At 71.6% G+C, this 17,431-nt stretch carries 14 protein-coding genes; 9 read left to right on the top strand and 5 right to left on the bottom strand.

All coding sequences use genetic code 11. From position 1 onward, the window contains the following. The first annotated feature begins 213 nt into the window (after positions 1–213). Complete coding sequence (locus tag ACH4NX_RS07460; RefSeq protein WP_351399047.1) at positions 214–1,215, top strand: TerC/Alx family metal homeostasis membrane protein; 1,002 nt, start codon at positions 214–216, stop codon at positions 1,213–1,215. Between the two features lie 163 nt (positions 1,216–1,378). Next, entirely contained in the window at positions 1,379–2,479 is a 1,101-nt protein-coding gene (locus tag ACH4NX_RS07455; RefSeq protein WP_398127689.1) for a calcium:proton antiporter, read from the top strand. A 13-nt stretch (positions 2,480–2,492) separates the two neighbouring features. Here the strand turns inward: ACH4NX_RS07455 and ACH4NX_RS07450 are convergent, their stop codons facing one another. Beyond that, complete coding sequence (locus ACH4NX_RS07450) at positions 2,493–3,539, bottom strand: S66 peptidase family protein (RefSeq protein WP_398127688.1); 1,047 nt, start codon at positions 3,537–3,539, stop codon at positions 2,493–2,495. Positions 3,540–3,643: 104 nt separating this feature from the next. Here ACH4NX_RS07450 and aroQ point away from each other — a divergent pair, with 104 nt between their 5' ends. Continuing rightward, the gene (gene aroQ, locus ACH4NX_RS07445) at positions 3,644–4,117 is read left to right on the top strand and encodes a type II 3-dehydroquinate dehydratase (RefSeq protein ID WP_398127687.1); all 474 of its coding nucleotides are present in this window, start codon (positions 3,644–3,646) and stop codon (positions 4,115–4,117) included. A 217-nt stretch (positions 4,118–4,334) separates the two neighbouring features. On the opposite strand, the gene ACH4NX_RS07440 is transcribed toward aroQ, so the two are convergent. After that, the gene (locus ACH4NX_RS07440) at positions 4,335–4,991 is read right to left on the bottom strand and encodes an MBL fold metallo-hydrolase (protein ID WP_351399056.1); all 657 of its coding nucleotides are present in this window, start codon (positions 4,989–4,991) and stop codon (positions 4,335–4,337) included. A 48-nt stretch (positions 4,992–5,039) separates the two neighbouring features. After that, on the bottom strand, positions 5,040–5,726 hold the full coding sequence (locus ACH4NX_RS07435; RefSeq protein WP_398127686.1) for a maleylpyruvate isomerase family mycothiol-dependent enzyme: 687 nt from the start codon (positions 5,724–5,726) through the stop codon (positions 5,040–5,042). Positions 5,727–5,949: 223 nt separating this feature from the next. Between ACH4NX_RS07435 and uvrA the strand changes: the two genes are divergently transcribed. Next, positions 5,950–8,979, top strand: a complete 3,030-nt coding sequence (uvrA, locus tag ACH4NX_RS07430; protein ID WP_351399060.1) for an excinuclease ABC subunit UvrA — start codon at positions 5,950–5,952, stop codon at positions 8,977–8,979. Positions 8,980–9,145: 166 nt separating this feature from the next. On the opposite strand, the gene ACH4NX_RS07425 is transcribed toward uvrA, so the two are convergent. Next, complete coding sequence (locus ACH4NX_RS07425) at positions 9,146–10,054, bottom strand: carbohydrate kinase (RefSeq protein ID WP_351399062.1); 909 nt, start codon at positions 10,052–10,054, stop codon at positions 9,146–9,148. Positions 10,055–10,430: 376 nt separating this feature from the next. On the opposite strand from ACH4NX_RS07425, the gene ACH4NX_RS07420 reads away from it, so the two are divergent. Beyond that, positions 10,431–10,856 (top strand): Rieske 2Fe-2S domain-containing protein, encoded by a 426-nt coding sequence (locus ACH4NX_RS07420; protein WP_398127685.1) that lies wholly within the window; start codon positions 10,431–10,433, stop codon positions 10,854–10,856. Positions 10,857–10,891: 35 nt separating this feature from the next. Here the strand turns inward: ACH4NX_RS07420 and ACH4NX_RS07415 are convergent, their stop codons facing one another. Then, the gene (locus ACH4NX_RS07415; protein ID WP_351399066.1) at positions 10,892–11,842 is read right to left on the bottom strand and encodes a hypothetical protein; all 951 of its coding nucleotides are present in this window, start codon (positions 11,840–11,842) and stop codon (positions 10,892–10,894) included. 398 nt (positions 11,843–12,240) lie between these two features. On the opposite strand from ACH4NX_RS07415, the gene uvrC reads away from it, so the two are divergent. The 4 genes from uvrC to whiA are packed head-to-tail and all read left to right on the top strand — an operon-like array spanning position 12,241 to position 17,418. Continuing rightward, complete coding sequence (uvrC, locus tag ACH4NX_RS07410; protein ID WP_351399070.1) at positions 12,241–14,334, top strand: excinuclease ABC subunit UvrC; 2,094 nt, start codon at positions 12,241–12,243, stop codon at positions 14,332–14,334. Then, on the top strand, positions 14,331–15,350 hold the full coding sequence (gene rapZ / locus ACH4NX_RS07405; RefSeq protein ID WP_351399072.1) for an RNase adapter RapZ: 1,020 nt from the start codon (positions 14,331–14,333) through the stop codon (positions 15,348–15,350). Before uvrC ends, rapZ begins: the two co-directional genes overlap by 4 nt. Next, positions 15,347–16,438: a uridine diphosphate-N-acetylglucosamine-binding protein YvcK gene (gene yvcK / locus ACH4NX_RS07400; RefSeq protein WP_351399075.1), complete on the top strand. Its 1,092-nt coding sequence runs from the start codon at positions 15,347–15,349 to the stop codon at positions 16,436–16,438. The genes rapZ and yvcK overlap by 4 nt, the downstream gene beginning before the upstream one ends. After that, entirely contained in the window at positions 16,429–17,418 is a 990-nt protein-coding gene (gene whiA / locus ACH4NX_RS07395) for a DNA-binding protein WhiA (protein WP_279565784.1), read from the top strand. Before yvcK ends, whiA begins: the two co-directional genes overlap by 10 nt. Positions 17,419–17,431 lie beyond the last annotated feature (13 nt).

The raw sequence follows: 17,431 nt of genomic DNA, 5'->3' as shown, positions 1-17,431 counted from the left end.
TTTACCATCCCTTGGGGAATGGGGTACTGTCGTCCATACGGAGGGGAGTACTCCCTGTCTGTGCGGCGTCCCCGTCAATACGGATCAGGCCAGATCCCGGGGCGTCGGCCCGCGGAATCCGAACGCGTCACGCGTCCCGGACCCGGGTGGAAGAGACCTCCGGCAGCGACGACGCTGACATTTGCCGTGTGACGTACTGCCGGAGGCGTAGTAGTGGAAGTTTCTGTGACCCTGTGGGTCCTGACCGTCGTGGGCCTCGCTGCCCTGATCGGCGCCGATTTCTTCATCGGCCGCAAGCCGCACGACGTATCGATCAAGGAAGCCGGGATCTGGACGGCCGTCTGGATCGCCCTGGCGGGCCTCTTCGGAGTAGGCCTGCTGGTCTTCGGTGGCGGCCAGCCCGGCGGCGAGTTCTTCGCGGGCTACATCACCGAGAAGTCCCTGAGCGTGGACAACCTCTTCGTCTTCATCCTGATCATGGCGAAGTTCGCGGTGCCCACGCAGTACCAGCAGCGAGTGCTCCTGGTGGGTGTCCTCGTGGCCCTGGTCCTCAGGACCATCTTCATCGCGGCGGGCGCCGCGATCATCGCCAACTTCTCCTGGGTCTTCTACATCTTCGGGGCCTTCCTCATCTACACCGCCTGGAAGCTCATCCAGGAGGCGCGGGCCGACGAGGACGACGAGGAGTTCGAGGAGAACAAGCTGCTCAAGGCAGCCGAGCGCCGCTTCGGCGTCGCCGACCGATACCACGGCACCAAGCTGTGGATCGAGGAGAACGGCAAGCGCATCATGACCCCGATGCTGGTCGTGATGCTCGCGATCGGCACCACCGACGTGCTCTTCGCCCTCGACTCCATCCCGGCGATCTTCGGCCTGACCCAGGACCCGTACATCGTGTTCACGGCCAACGCGTTCGCCCTGATGGGTCTGCGACAGCTGTACTTCCTCCTCGGCGGTCTGCTGAGGAAGCTGGTGCACCTCTCCTACGGCCTGTCGGTCATCCTGGGCTTCATCGGCGTCAAGCTGGTGCTGCACGCCCTGCACGAGTCCGGTGTCCACGTCCCCGAGATCAGCATCCCGGTCTCGCTCGGTGTGATCTGCGGCGTCCTGATCGTCACCACGATCACCAGCCTCCGCGCCTCCAAGAAGCAGGCCGAGGCCGAAGCGGCGGCCATCAAGGACGACGACGCTCCGAAGGACAGCATCGAAGCCTGACCGCGTACGACCTCCAGGTCGACGTGACAGACCACAGGGAGCGGCGGGCGGCGAAGAGAGCCGCCCGCCGCTCCCCGCGTACGCTCCATGGCGAAAGTGAACGCGTTCTACGGCCGGTGTGACAGAGAATGCGGGGCCCATCGCCCTCTGCGACGATCTCCGCATGGTCACTCGTCCCGGGACGCTCATCACACAGTGGACGACCGTCACGCCCGTGGCCGCGGTCGTGCTGCTGGCCTTGACCTGGGGCCGTGATCTGCCCGGCGCGGTCGTCGCGCTGTTGACGATCGTCCTCGCGATGGCCGTACTGGCCGCCGTGCACCACGCCGAGGTGGTCGCCCACCGGGTCGGGGAACCCTTCGGCTCCCTGGTCCTCGCCGTCGCCGTCACGGTCATCGAGGTCGCGCTCATCGTGACCCTCATGGCGGACGGCGGCGACAAGAGCGCGACGCTGGCCAGGGACACCGTCTTCGCGGCCGTGATGATCACCTGCAACGGCGTGGTCGGCCTCAGTCTGCTGGTCGCCTCCCTGCGGCACGGCACCGCGGTGTTCAACCCGGAGGGCACCGGCGCGGCCCTCGCGACGGTCGCGACGCTGGCCACGCTCAGCCTGGTGCTGCCGACGTTCACCACCAGCGCGCCCGGCCCGGAGTTCTCCACCGTCCAGCTGACCTTCGCCGCGCTCTCCTCGCTGGTCCTCTACGGTCTGTTCATCGCGACCCTCACGGTGCGGCACCGCGACTACTTCCTCCCGATCACCCGCCAGGGCGAAGTGATCACCGCCGAGGACCACGCCCACGCGCCGTCCGCCCGCACCGCCCTGATCAGCCTGGGACTGCTCGCCCTCGCCCTGATCGGTGTGGTCGGACTGGCGAAGGGGGTCTCGCCCACCATCGAGGACGGAGTGGCGGGCGCCGGGCTGCCGCACGCCGTCGTCGGCGTCATCATCGCCCTGCTGGTCCTGCTCCCCGAGACCATCGCCGCCGTGCGCACCGCGCGCCGCGACCGTGTCCAGACCAGCCTGAACCTCGCGCTCGGCTCGGCGATGGCCAGCATCGGCCTGACCATCCCGGCGGTCGCCCTGGCCTCCGTGTGGCTCTCCGGACCGCTGGTCCTCGGCCTCGGCTCCACCCACATGGTGCTGCTCGCCCTGACCGTGGTGGTGGCCTCACTGACGGTTGTGCCGGGCCGCGCCACGCCCCTGCAGGGAGGCGTCCACCTGGTGCTGTTCGCGGCGTATCTGGAACTCGCCGTCAACCCGTAGGCGCGCGGGAGCGTCAGTACGTGACGGTGACGCGCCGGGAGGGTCCGTCGACCCGTACGGTGCCCCCGTACGGGAGGACCACCTGCGGATCGGTGTGACCGAAGTCCACGTCGAAGACGATCGTGGCCCCGGGAGCGTAGGCCCGCATCGCCCGAAGGACCGCCTCGCGCTGCTCCGCCGCGTACCGGGCGCCCTCCTCGGGGCTGGTGGGGCGCTCGAAGGACCACGTCTTCGCGCGGGCCATCAGCAACGCGGAGAAGCGGCCCAGCAGCCCGCGCTCGCCCATGGTGCGCAGGGTGCGGAAGACCTCCTGCGCGCTCGGCATCTCCTCGGAGGTCTCCAGAATCAGCACGTCACCGTCGTACTGCGCCGGGTCGCGCGCGATCTCGACGTCGGCCATCAGCAGCCCGGCGAGGATCTCCAGACAGCCGCCCCAAGTCCGTCCCTCGACCACCCGGTCGGCGTTCACCCAGGACCAGCCCGACCCGGGCCGGCTCCCGGGCTCCTCGTCGAAGGTCGCCGGGTCGGCCCAGTCGCGGTCGACGTCGTTCCAGCGTTCGGCGGGCCGCAGCTCGTACGGGCCCGAGGTGAACAGCGCCGCGCGCAGGGAGTCGGCGGTCTGCGGGTGCATGGCGACGGGACGCCCCAGCTCCACCATCACGCTCGCGCCGTGGTAGCCGACGATGCCCGTGTTGCGCAGGTAGGCGAGCAGGTTGGTGTTGTCGCTCATGCCGAAGAACGGCTTCGGGCTGGCCCGGATCAGCTCCCGGTCCAGCAGCGGCAGCACGGTGATCTGGTCGTCGCCGCCGATCGACGCGATCACGGCCCTGATCCCGGGGTCGGCGAAGGCCGCGTGGATGTCGGCGGCCCGCTCGGCGGGCGTCGACCCCATCCTCCGGGTGGCCGGATACTCCACCGGCTCCAGCCCGAACTCCTCGCGCAGCCGCTCCAGGCCCAACTCGAAGGGGAGCGGGAAGAGTCCCGGCAGCCCGGCGGAGGGGGATATCACCGCGACACGGTCGCCGGGCGAGGGCTTGGACGGGTACGTGATCGGAGTCATGGCGGGAGGGTACGGCCGGCCGGGTGGCCGGCGCACCGTGATAAACCGGGGTCCGAGCGGCGGACGCGCAACGGCCGCCGCGCCCCGAACGGACCGGAGGAACCGTGCCCCGCAACCTGGCCAACGCCCCGATCATGATCCTCAACGGCCCCAACCTGAACCTGCTGGGTCAGCGTCAGCCGGAGATCTACGGCTCCGACACCCTCGCCGACGTCGAGACCCTCTGCGCCAAGGCGGCGGCGGCACACGGTGGCACGGTGGACTTCCGGCAGTCCAACCACGAGGGGGAACTCGTCGACTGGATCCACGAGGCCCGGCTGAACCACTGCGGGATCGTGATCAACCCCGCCGCCTACTCGCACACCTCCGTCGCCGTCCTCGACGCGCTCAACACCTGCGACGGGCTGCCGGTGGTGGAGGTCCACATCTCCAACATCCACCAGCGGGAGTCGTTCCGGCACCACTCCTACGTGTCGCAGCGCGCCGACGGCGTCATCGCCGGATGCGGAGTGCAGGGGTACGTGTTCGGGGTGGAGCGGATCGCGGCGCTGGCCGGGGAGGGACGGGCCCGGGCCTGAGAAGCCGGGGCCGCCGGCCGAGGGGGGGGTGCCGGAGGGCCGGCGGCCCGGGCCGCCCAGGAACCGTCGTCCCGCGCGGGGCCGCGCCCAAATGACCGCGCCGGGCGTACGTGCGGCAGCGCGCACCGGTGTGTGCGAACCCCTCACACGGGGCGCGCGCCAGGACGCGGGCGGTGTGCGCCCGGGTCCTGGCGCGCGTGCGGCGTGCGCCCGGCGTTCACCAGCCGCGTGCGCGCCACTCCGGCAGGTGCGGCCGTTCCGCGCCGAGCGTGGTGTCGCTGCCGTGGCCCGGATACACCCATGTCTCGTCCGGGAGTACGTCGAAGACCCTGGTCTCCACGTCGTGGAGCAGGCTCGCGAACGCCTCCGGGTCGTCGTGTGTGTTGCCCACACCGCCCGGGAAGAGACAGTCCCCGGTGAACACATGGGGGTGCCCGTGCGGGTCGTCGTACACCAGGGCGATGGAGCCCGGCGTGTGCCCGACCAGGTGGCGCGCGGTGAGCTCCACCTGCCCCACCCGGATGGTGTCGCCGTCGTCGACGAGGACGTCGGTGGGCACGGGGATGCCCTCGGCGTCGTGCCGGCCCGCGTAGGTGCGGGCGCCGGTGGCCGCGACGACGTCGGCGAGCGCCTGCCAGTGGTCACCGTGCCGGTGGGTGGTGACGACGGACGCGATGCCGCCGTCACCGATCGTGCCGAGCAGCGAGTGCGCCTCGTTGGCGGCGTCGATCAGCAGCTGCTCGTCGGTGGCCCGGCAGCGCAGCAGGTAGGCGTTGTTGTCCATCGGGCCGACCGCGACCTTGGTGATCATCAGGTCCTTGAGCTCGTGCACGTCGGCGGGGCCGCCGACCCGCACCTCTCCGCTGTACGTCATGACCGCCAGCCTAGGGGGTTGGCGGGTCCGCAGACCGCCGTCCCCGGGCTACAGCGGCGGCAGCGACGGCAGCGGGCCGCCCTGTGCCGACAGTGCGGTCCCCTCGCGTCGCCCGGCGAGCCAGCCGAGCAGGTCGGCCGGGCGACCGGTGACGGTCACCTCCGGGGCGCTCGCCTCCCGGCCCGTGCTCCACGCGCGCGTGCCGTCCGTGAGCCGGGTGGGCGGCACATCGGGGTGCCCGGCGAACCGGGCGGCCAGGAATTCGCTCTCCCGCTCCGTGAACTCCGCCGGAAGGTCCTCCAGCTCGTATCCGATGCCCAGGTCCACGTGGTGCAGCTCCACCTCAACCCATCGCCGGAACGGTACTCGCGAGGCCGCGTCGGTGATCCCGTTGCGCAGCTCCACCGTGCGCGACCAGTCCCCGGGCACGGCCCAGGCGTCCTGCAACCGGGCCGCGCTCTCGCGCACGTCGGCGAGCTGGGCGTCCAGTGGGCGCGGGGCGTCCCGCTCGATGTCGGCGTCCCGGGCCTCGCCGGAGACGTACATGGGGCGTCCCTCGAAGACGTTCACGAGGGCGTCCGCGTTGCGGGCGAGGTGGGCGAGGACGTGGCCGCGCGTCCAGCCGGGAAGCCGTGACGACTCCGTCACGGACGCGTTGTCCAGTTTCCCGACCGCGCTGAGCAGCCGCTCGGTCGCGTCACGTACAGAGGCCAGGTCACGCGCGTGATCAATCATGGTGCCGACCCTAGACCGCGTCACACCTTCGGGTGAAGGTGGCGGACGACGCCCGTAAATCGAATGCGCGTGCTATATGGTCGGACGCGGCGTCGGGCATGCTGGGGAGTCGGGGTTTGTTGACAACCGGTGAATCCGACCGGCGTTGTCAGTGGCTCCCCCTAGTCTGAGAAAGACGGGGGCCTCGCCCCTGTCACTTCTCTCAAGAAAGGTGCGGACCGGCGTGGCCGACCGTCTCATCGTCCGTGGCGCGCGCGAGCACAACCTGAAGAACGTCTCGCTCGACCTGCCTCGTGACTCGCTCATCGTCTTCACGGGCCTGTCCGGGTCGGGCAAGTCCTCCCTGGCCTTCGACACCATCTTCGCCGAGGGCCAGCGGCGCTACGTGGAGTCGCTCTCGTCCTACGCCCGGCAGTTCCTCGGCCAGATGGACAAGCCGGACGTCGACTTCATCGAGGGCCTCTCCCCGGCGGTCTCCATCGACCAGAAGTCGACCTCGCGCAACCCGCGCTCCACGGTCGGCACCATCACCGAGGTCTACGACTACCTGCGCCTGCTCTTCGCCCGCATCGGCAAGCCGCACTGCCCCCAGTGCGCCCGGCCGATCACGCGCCAGTCGCCGCAGGCCATCGTCGACAAGGTCCTGGAGCTGCCGGAGGGCAGCCGCTTCCAGGTGCTGTCGCCGCTGGTGCGCGAGCGCAAGGGCGAGTTCGTCGACCTCTTCGCCGACCTCCAGACCAAGGGCTACTCCCGCGCGCGGGTGGACGGCGAGACCATCCAGCTGTCCACCCCGCCCACGCTGAAGAAGCAGGAGAAGCACACCATCGAGGTGGTCGTCGACCGCCTCACGGTGAAGGACTCCGCCAAGCGCCGCCTCACCGACTCCGTGGAGACCGCCCTCGGCCTGTCCGGCGGGATGGTCGTGCTCGACTTCGTCGACCTCCCCGAGGACGACCCCGAGCGCGAGCGCATGTACTCGGAGCACCTGTACTGCCCGTACGACGACCTGTCCTTCGAGGAGCTGGAGCCCCGCTCCTTCTCCTTCAACTCGCCCTTCGGCGCCTGCCCCGACTGCTCCGGCATCGGCACCCGCATGGAGGTCGACCCGGAGCTGATCGTCCCCGACGAGGACAAGTCCCTCGACGAGGGCGCCATCCACCCCTGGTCGCACGGGCACACCAAGGACTACTTCGGCCGCCTCATCGGTGCCCTCGCGGACGCCCTGGGCTTCAGGACGGACATCCCCTTCGCCGGCCTGCCGCTGCGCGCCCGCAAGGCCCTGCTGTACGGCCACAAGACCCAGGTCGAGGTCCGCTACCGCAACCGGTACGGACGCGAGCGTCGGTACACCACGGCCTTCGAGGGCGCGATCCCCTTCGTCAAGCGCCGGCACAGCGAGGCCGAGAGCGACGCCAGCCGCGAGCGCTTCGAGGGCTACATGCGCGAGGTGCCCTGCCCCACCTGTGAGGGCACGCGGCTGAAGCCGCTCGTCCTCGCGGTCACCGTCATGGGCAAGTCGATCGCCGAGGTCTCGGCGATGTCCATCAGCGACTGCGCGGACTTCCTGGGCGAGCTGAAGCTCAGCGCCCGCGACAAGAAGATCGCCGAGCGCGTGCTGAAGGAGGTCAACGAGCGGCTGCGGTTCCTGGTCGACGTCGGCCTGGACTACCTCTCGCTGAACCGCGCGGCCGGCACCCTCTCCGGCGGCGAGGCCCAGCGCATCCGCCTGGCCACCCAGATCGGCTCCGGACTCGTCGGCGTGCTGTACGTGCTCGACGAGCCGTCCATCGGCCTGCACCAGCGCGACAACCACCGGCTGATCGAGACACTCGTCCGGCTCCGCGACATGGGCAACACCCTCATCGTCGTCGAGCACGACGAGGACACCATCAAGGTCGCCGACTGGATCGTCGACATCGGCCCCGGTGCCGGCGAGCACGGCGGCAAGGTGGTGCACAGCGGCTCCCTCAAGGAGCTGCTCGACAACGCCGAGTCGCAGACCGGCCTGTACCTGTCCGGCAAGAAGGCCATCCCGCTGCCCGACATCCGGCGCCCGCGCGACCCCTCCCGGCAGCTCACCGTGCACGGCGCGCGCGAGAACAACCTCCAGGACATCGACGTGTCCTTCCCGCTGGGCGTCTTCACGGCCGTCACCGGCGTCTCCGGCTCCGGCAAGTCGACCCTGGTCAACGACATCCTGTACACGCACCTGGCGCGCGAGCTGAACGGCGCCCGGAGCGTGCCCGGCCGCCACACGCGCGTGGACGGCGACGACCTCGTCGACAAGGTCGTCCACGTCGACCAGTCGCCCATCGGCCGCACCCCGCGGTCGAACCCGGCGACGTACACCGGCGTCTTCGACCACGTCCGCAAGCTGTTCGCCGAGACGACCGAGGCGAAGGTCCGCGGCTACATGCCCGGCCGGTTCTCCTTCAACGTCAAGGGCGGCCGCTGCGAGAACTGCGCGGGCGACGGCACGATCAAGATCGAGATGAACTTCCTCCCGGACGTCTACGTCCCGTGCGAGGTCTGCCACGGCGCCCGGTACAACCGGGAGACCCTGGAGGTCCACTACAAGGGCAAGTCCATCGCCGACGTCCTGGACATGCCGATCGAGGAGGCGACCGACTTCTTCGAGGCGGTCCCCGCCATCTCCCGGCACATGAAGACGCTGAAGGACGTCGGCCTCGGCTACGTACGGCTCGGCCAGTCCGCGACCACCCTGTCCGGCGGCGAGGCCCAGCGCGTCAAGCTCGCCAGCGAGCTTCAGCGCCGCTCCACCGGGCGCACGGTCTACGTCCTGGACGAGCCGACCACCGGTCTGCACTTCGAGGACATCAGCAAGCTGCTGACCGTCCTGTCCGGCCTGGTCGACAAGGGCAACACGGTCATCGTCATCGAGCACAACCTCGACGTGATCAAGACCGCCGACTGGGTCGTCGACATGGGCCCCGAGGGCGGTGCCGGCGGTGGCCTGGTGGTCGCGGAGGGCACGCCCGAGCAGGTGGCGGGGGTCCCCGCCAGCCACACCGGCAAGTTCCTTCAGGACGTCCTCGGCGCCGACCGGATCAGCGAGGCGGCCACGGTGAAGACCCCGCGCAAGGCGGCGAAGACGGTGGCGGCCAAGGCCACCGCCAAGAAGACCGCCACCAAGGCGGTCACCGGCACGGCCGCGAAGAAGACCGCCACGAAGACGGCAAAGAAGGCCACCAAGCCCGCCGCGAAGAAGACGGCGCGGACGAGCAAGGCCTGAAACGGAGCCGCGCCGGGCCCCACGGGATCATCCCTGGGGCCCGGCGCGTCGGCCGTCGTCCCGTACGCCCGTACGGCCCGGGGGCCGTACGGACGGCAGACCGACCACCCAGGCCGGAGCCGACGCCGCCGGCGTTCAGCCGTTCGTTCTCAGCCGACGTCGGTGTTCAGAAGGCGACCTCGTGGGCGTACGGCGGCTCCGCGCCCGCCCGCGAACAGGTGACCGCCGCGGCCCGGGCGGCGAAGCCCAGCAGCTCAGCCCAGCCCTCCGCCCCCAGAGCGGCGACCGCATCGTGACCGAGGGCGTCCCGTACCGCGAGGCCGTGCAACAGCGCCGCGTTCACCGTGTCACCCGCGCCGATCGTGTCCACCACGTCGACCGCCTCGCCCGGCACCGCGTACTCGCCCCCCTCACGGGTGTACGCCGTCAGCCCCGCCCCACCCCGGGTGACCACGACCGCCGCCGGTCCTGCCGCCAGCCACTCCCGGGGCGTGCCACCGAGCCACTCGGCGTCCTCGGCGGACAGCTTCAGCAGCGACACCGACGGCAGCCAGCTCCGGAACCGGGCCCGGTAGGCGTCCGGCTCCGGGATCAGCCCGGCCCGGATGTTGGGGTCCAGCGCCGTGAACACCCCCCGCGCCGCCGTCTCGCGCAGCAGCTCCTCGTACGCGCTCGCACCCGGCTCCAGCACCATGGAGCAGGTCCCGAAGGAGACCGCCCGGGTGCGGGACGGCAGCGTGGCGGGCAACGAGAACAGCCGGTCCGCGGTCCCGTCCACGTAGAAGGAGTAAGCGGCCGAGCCGTCCGCGTCCACCGAGGCCACGGCGAGTGTCGTCGGCTCGGCCCCGCGCTGCACCGGCGAGACGTCCACACCGGCCTCACTCAGCCGGTCGAGCAGCGCCTCACCGAAGGCGTCGTGCGACACCCGGGAGCAGAAGGCGGCGGGGGAGCCGAGGCGGCCCAGGGCGACGGCCGTGTTGTACGGACCGCCGCCGAGCGCCGGCCGCAGCGCGGCCAGGGCACCCGTGCCCTGCGGTACCAGGTCGATCAGTGCCTCACCGGCGACGACGATCACGGGAGGGTCCTTTCGCATGCCTGTGCGGGGTTTGCTGGGGCTGCTCCGGTTGCCGGGCCTGCTCGGGCAGCCGCCGGGGGCGTGCGGTGAACGAAGGCGCAGGGCAGCCGCGCGGTCCGCGCCGGCCGGTCCGGCGAGGCGTTCCAGCGGCAGCCGGACGGCCTGGGCGCCTGCTGCCGCGCACTGCCCCGCATCGGTTCGCGGGCACTGGCGGGGACCGTATCCCATCGGGAGGGGGACGTAAACGCTCGGGCAAACGCCTACGTCCGTCCCGTCGCGTTCTCCCCCTCGGCGACAGACCCGACACCCACCCCGCCGGCCGCCCGCGAGCGCCGGATATCGTCGCCCCGCACGCCCCCTGAACAGTGGAGTCCCCATGCCCGGCCGCCCCGTTCCGAGCCGCCGTACCGTCCTGCGCTCGGCGGCCCTCACACCCGTCGCCGGACTCGGTCTGGCCGCCTGCTCACCGGGTGACGACGGCGCCGCGCCGGCCAGGCCGACCGCACCCGTCGACCTGGGAACGGACGGCGAGGTCGCCAAGGGCGCGACCAAGCTCTACCGGGACCAGAACGTGGTGGTCAGCCGGGACGACGAGGGCGCCCTGAAGGCGTTCAGCACGGTCTGCACGCACGCGGGGTGCCCCATCAAGAAGCTGGAGGGGACGAAGCTCGTCTGCTCCTGTCACGGCAGCGAGTTCGACGCCCGGACCGGCGAGGCACTGCGCGCCCCCGCCACCGTGCCGCTCATCGAACTGCCGGTCGAGGTGAAGCAGGGCCGGATCGTCGCGAGCCCAGGAACCTGACCGGCCGGCCCCGCTCTTCGGCCTAGGCCGCCCGTTCAGTCCCAGTCCCACCCGATCCCCAGCATTCCCGACCGCACCCGCGGCTCCACCAGGTGTACCGAGTGGTGCTGCCCGCTGAGGGTCAGCTCCTGCCGGCCGCCGCGCGGTGCCGCCGGCGAGTGCTGCGTGAACCGGTGGCAGCGCGCCGGCAGGGCGGCGGAGTCGAACCGCACCTGGAGCGCGTACTGCCCGCCCGCCGAACCGAACCCCCGGACGTACTCGTGCGACGCCCCCGCCGTGCCGTCCTCGACGCCGTAGCGGAAGAGGTGGGTGTCCCCGGCCCGCAGACGCGTGTCGAAGAGCAGCTCGGTCACGAGCACGCCGGTGTCGTCGTGGGTGCGGACGCGCCCCGTGCGGCAGTTCTCCAACGCGTGGACGGCCATCCGCGCGGGAGCGCATCCCGCGTCACCTCGGTGGACGGCGACGAAGCGGTCGACGCCGTCGCGGTGGGCGCGGACGATGTGGTGCGACTCGCGGCCCGCGAGCTCGCGGCGCGGCCCGATCCGGACCCGCTCGTGGTGACCGAGGGTGTGCACCCCGCCGTCCGACGACGGGTGGTCCAGCTCGGCCAGGAGCCTGTCCAGGACGCCCGAGGCCGCCACGTGGGCGCGATAGGAGCGGGCCGCGGGCGGTCGGACCGCGGTGCCCTCGTCGGCCTCCGCGAGCAGACGTATCAGCGACTCCTCGGGCAGCTGGAGTATCTCCTCCAGTGCCCGTACGGCCCGCAGCGACTCCGGGCGCTGGGGACGCCGGGCGCCCTGCTGCCAGTAGCTCAGGCTCGTGACGCCCACCTTCACACCGTGGCGTGACAGATGGTGCTGCACGCGCTGCAGTGGCAGTCCGCGCGCCGCGATCGCGGCGCGCAGGGCCACGTGGAAGGGGCCACCGCGCAGGACCGAGTCGAGTTCCGCGGTGGCGACGTCCAGGGGTTGTGTGGCGTGCGGCATGCAGGGGGCCTTTCTGTGAAGTTCACGACGGCTGGTCAGACCGTTCGACGCGGATCAACCGGAGCCGCCCCCGGTCGCGGCGCAGGGGTCTTCACATCCGAACGCCGCGCTTCATGGCCCCGAGTTCCCCCGCATTGAAGCGTGTTGACCAAGTCCCGACAACACCTGAAGCCCGACCGTGACGCGCTCCTGGCCGAGAACGCACCGGTCCACCGCCCCGAGGGCACCCCGCGTGACCGACCGGCCCCGGACCGTCTCTCCCCGGCCCCTGCGGGCGGTCGTCCACCGGCTCGTGCGACCGGTCGTCCACCTGCCCCCGTGACGGGTTGTCCACAGGGTCGCCGGCCCGTCGTCCACAGCCCGCCGGAGTGTCGGTCCCCGCCAGTAGGGTGTGAGTCATGGCCGACCCCTCCAGCTACCGCCCCAGGCCGGGAGAGATCCCGGACTCCCCGGGGGTGTACAGGTTCCGCGACGAGCACCGCAGGGTGATCTACGTCGGAAAGGCGAAGAGCCTGCGCCAGCGCCTGGCCAACTACTTCCAGGACCTGGCGAACCTCCACCCCCGCACCCGCACCATGGTCACCACGGCCGCGTCCGTGGAGTGGACCGTGGTGTCCACGGAGGTCGAGGCACTACAGCTGGAGTACTCCTGGATCAAGGAGTACGACCCCCGGTTCAACGTGAAGTACCGCGACGACAAGAGCTATCCCTACCTCGCGGTGACGATGAACGAGGAGTTCCCGCGCGTACAGGTGATGCGCGGCCACAAGAAGAAGGGCGTGCGGTACTTCGGGCCGTACGGACACGCCTGGGCGATCCGCGACACGGTCGACCTCCTGCTGCGCGTCTTCCCGGTGCGCACCTGCTCCGCCGGCGTCTTCAAGAACGCCGCCCGTACCGGCCGCCCCTGCCTGCTCGGCTACATCGGCAAGTGCTCGGCGCCCTGCGTCGGGCGCATCTCCCCGGACGACCACCGGGACCTGGCCGACGAGTTCTGCGACTTCATGGCCGGGCGTACCGGCGCCTACCTGCGCCGCCTGGAACGGCAGATGGCCGAGGCGGCCGAGGACATGGAGTACGAGCGGGCGGCGCGCCTGCGCGACGACATCGGGGCCCTCAAGAAGGCCATGGAGAAGAGCGCGGTCGTGCTCGCCGACGCGACCGACGCCGACCTGATCGCGGTCGCCGAGGACGAGCTGGAGGCGGCCGTCCAGATCTTCCACGTGCGCGGCGGACGCGTGCGCGGCCAGCGCGGCTGGGTCACGGACAAGGTGGAGGAGATCACCACCGGCGCCCTCGTCGAGCACGCCCTCCAGCAGCTGTACGGCGAGGAGACCGGGGACGCCGTCCCCAAGGAGGTCCTGGTCCCCGCCCTGCCCGACCCGGTGGAGCCGGTCCAGCAGTGGCTGACGGAGCGCCGGGGGTCGGGCGTGTCGCTGCGCATCCCGCAGCGCGGCGACAAGAAGGCGCTGATGGAGACCGTGCAGCGCAACGCCCAGCAGGCGCTCGTCCTGCACAAGACCAAGCGCGCCTCCGACCTGACGACGCGCTCGCGCGCGCTGGAGGAGGTCGCCGACGCCCTCGGCCTGGACAGCGCCCCGCTCAGGATCGAGTGCTACGACATCTCGCACCTCCAGGGCGACGACGTCGTGGCCTCCATGGTGGTCTTCGAGGACGGACTGGCCCGGAAGAGCGAATACCGGCGTTTCCAGATCAAGGGCTTCGCCGGACAGGACGACGTCCGTTCCATGCACGAGGTCATCACCCGCCGCTTCCGCCGCTACCTCGCCGAGAAGGAGAAGACCGGCGAGTGGGCCGACGGGGAGGACGGGACGGACGGGACGGAAGCGGGCGGAGACGAGCAGCTCACGGACGGCCCGGCGCTGAAGGACGACGACGGCCGTCCCAAGCGCTTCGCCTACCCGCCACAGCTCGTCGTCGTCGACGGCGGACAGCCGCAGGTCGCGGCGGCCCAGCGGGCCCTGGACGAGCTGGGCATCGACGACATCGCCGTCTGCGGACTCGCCAAGCGCCTGGAGGAGGTCTGGCTGCCCCGCGAGGACGACCCGGTCGTCCTGCCCCGCACCAGCGAGGGCCTGTACCTGCTGCAGCGGGTCCGCGACGAGGCGCACCGCTTCGCGATCACCTACCAGCGCGCCAAGCGCGCCAAGCGCTTCCGCTCCAGTCCGCTGGACGACGTGCCCGGCCTGGGGGAGACCCGCAAGCAGGCACTGATCAAGCACTTCGGTTCGGTGAAGAGACTGCGGTCCGCGACGATCGACCAGATCTGCGAGGTGCCCGGCATAGGCCGCAAGACGGCCGAGACCGTGGCCGTGGCGCTCGCCCGGGCCACCCCGGCCGCGCCCGCCGTGAACACGGCGACCGGAGAGATCATGGATGACGAGGACGGGGCACCCGGGACGACGGCGGATGCCCCGGGGGAGCCCGTGTCCGCGGGCACCCCGGACGAACGACGGGGGCAGGAGAGATGACCGAGCACGCGACACAGCCCACAGCGGGGCGAGAACAGGCCCACGGCACGACCGGCGAGGACGAGGCGGGCCGGCAGACGGCCGCTTCCGAACGACGCCAGGACAACGGAGCACAGGTGAGTACGGGCAAGGAAACAGCCGGGGCGCACGAGGCGGCCATCCCCGAGCTGGTGATCATCTCCGGCATGTCCGGGGCCGGCCGCTCGACGGCCGCCAAGTGTCTGGAGGACCTGGGCTGGTTCGTCGTCGACAACCTTCCGCCCGCGCTGATCCCCACCATGGTGGAGCTCGGCGCCCGCTCGCAGGGCAACGTGGCGCGGATCGCGGTCGTCGTCGACGTCCGCGGCCGGCGCTTCTTCGACAACCTGCGCGAATCCCTCGCCGACCTCGACGCCCGCGGGGTCACCCGGCGGATCGTCTTCCTGGAGTCCTCCGACGACGCACTGGTACGGCGCTTCGAGTCGGTGCGCCGCCCGCACCCCCTCCAGGGCGACGGCCGCATCGTCGACGGCATAGCGGCTGAGCGGGAGCTGCTGCGCGAGCTGCGCGGCGACGCCGACCTGGTGATCGACACGTCCAGTCTCAACGTGCACGAGCTGCGCGCCAAGATGGACGCCCAGTTCGCCGGCGAGGAGGAGCCCGAGCTGCGGGCCACTGTCATGTCCTTCGGCTTCAAGTACGGCCTCCCGGTCGACGCCGACCTGGTCGTGGACATGCGCTTCCTGCCCAACCCGCACTGGGTCCCGGAGCTGCGCCCGTTCACCGGCCTGAACGAGGAGGTGTCCTCGTACGTCCTCAACCAGCCCGGGGCCAAGGAGTTCCTCGACCGCTACACCGAGCTGCTCCAGATGATCGCCGCGGGCTACCGTCGGGAGGGCAAGCGCTATGTGACCGTCGCCGTCGGCTGCACCGGCGGCAAGCACCGGTCCGTGGCCATGTCGGAGAGGCTCGCCGCCCGGCTCGTCGCCGAGGGCGTGGAGACGGTGGTCGTCCACCGGGACATGGGACGGGAATGACAGGACGTACTCCGCGGCTGAGCAGGCTGCGCCGGGTGGTGCCCGAGGGGCGCGGCGGCAGACCCGCCGAGGCCCGCGCCGTCCGGCCCGAACAGGCGCGCGGCGGCAAGCCGCGCCGCCGGGGCACCCAGCCCAAGGTCGTCGCCCTCGGCGGCGGCATGGGCCTGTCCGCCTCGCTCGCCGCACTGCGCCGGATCACCGGCGACCTCACCGCCGTCGTCACCGTGGCCGACGACGGCGGCTCCAGCGGGCGCCTGCGCGACGAGCTGGGCGTCCTGCCGCCCGGCGACCTGCGCAAGGCGCTGGCCGCGCTGTGCGGCGACGACGACTGGGGCCAGACCTGGGCCCGCGTCATCCAGCACCGCTTCCAGTCCCAGGGCGACCTGCACGAACACGCGGTCGGCAATCTGCTGATCGTCGCCCTGTGGGAGCAGCTCGGGGACCACGTCCAGGCCCTCGACCTGGTGGGCAAGCTGCTCGGCGCGCACGGGCGCGTGCTGCCCATGTCCGCCGTGCCGCTGGAGCTCCAGGCTCTGGTCAGGGGGCACGACCCGGACCGGCCCGACGAGGTGGACACCGTGCGCGGGCAGGCGACCGTGGCGCTCACGCCCGGCGAGGTGCAGTCCGTGCACCTGGTGCCGAACGACCCGCCCGCCGTCCCCGAGGCGGTCGAGGCCGTCCTGGACGCGGACTGGGTGGTGCTCGGCCCCGGCTCCTGGTTCTCCTCGGTCATTCCGCACCTGCTCGTGCCCGATCTGCTGGACGCGCTCGTCGAGACGAAGGCCCGCCGGGTGCTCTCCCTGAACCTCGCTCCGCAACCCGGAGAAACCGAGGGCTTCTCCCCGCAGCGTCATTTGGAGGTTTTGGGACGACACGCCCCTAAACTCGCCCTGGACGTGGTGCTGGCCGACGAGGCCGCCGTGCCCGACCGTGACTCGCTCGCCGACGCCGCGAAACGGTTCGGCGCCGCGGTCGAACTGGCTCCGGTCGCCCGGACCGACGGGACCCCGAGGCACGACCCGGAGCTGCTGGCCGCCGCGTACGACCGTATTTTTCGGATGCATGGAAGGATCGGCCCATGGCGATGACGGCAGCGGTGAAGGATGAGATCTCCCGGCTCCCCGTCACCCGGACCTGCTGCAGAAAGGCGGAGGTCTCCGCCCTTCTGCGGTTCGCCGGCGGCCTCCACCTGGTGAGCGGGCGCATTGTGATCGAGGCGGAGCTGGACGTCGCGAGGGCGGCCCGGCGGCTCAAGCAGGACATCCTGGAGATCTTCGGCCACAGTTCCGAGCTGATCGTGATGGCGCCGGGCGGGCTGCGCCGCGGCTCGCGCTTCGTCGTCCGGGTGGTCGCGGGAGGTGACCAGCTCGCCCGCCAGACCGGCCTGGTGGACGGCCGGGGCCGCCCGATCCGCGGCCTGCCGCCGCAGGTGGTCTCGGGGGCCACCTGCGACGCGGAGGCGGCCTGGCGCGGGGCCTTCCTGGCGCACGGCTCCCTCACCGAGCCGGGCCGCTCCTCCTCCCTGGAGGTGACCTGCCCGGGCCCCGAGGCGGCGCTCGCGCTGGTCGGCGCCGCCCGCCGGCTGTCGATCCCGGCCAAGGCGCGCGAGGTGCGCGGTGTGGACCGCGTCGTCGTCCGTGACGGCGACGCGATCGGCGCCCTGCTCACCCGGCTCGGCGCCCACGACGCGGTGCTGGCCTGGGAGGAGCGGCGGCTGCGGCGGGAGGTCCGTGCCACCGCCAACCGGCTGGCCAACTTCGACGACGCCAACCTGCGCCGCTCGGCCCGCGCGGCCGTCGCCGCCGGTGCCCGGGTCCAGCGTGCCCTGGAGATCCTCGCCGACGACGTGCCCGAGCACCTCGCCGCCGCGGGCCGGCTCCGCATGGAGCACAAGCAGGCATCCCTGGAGGAGCTGGGCGCCCTCGCCGACCCGCCGCTGACCAAGGACGCCGTCGCGGGCCGTATCCGCCGTCTGCTGGCCATGGCCGACAAGCGGGCCTCGGACCTCGGCATCCCCGGCACGGACGCCAACCTCAGCGAGGAGCTGGAGGACAACCTCGTCGGCTGACCCCGTCGGCTGC

It is taken from the genome of Streptomyces sp. NPDC017225 (assembly GCF_044331465.1).
Lineage (GTDB): Bacteria > Actinomycetota > Actinomycetes > Streptomycetales > Streptomycetaceae > Streptomyces.
Note: the sequence above shows the minus strand (reverse complement) of the source record. Positions and strands in the feature narration are given on the sequence as shown.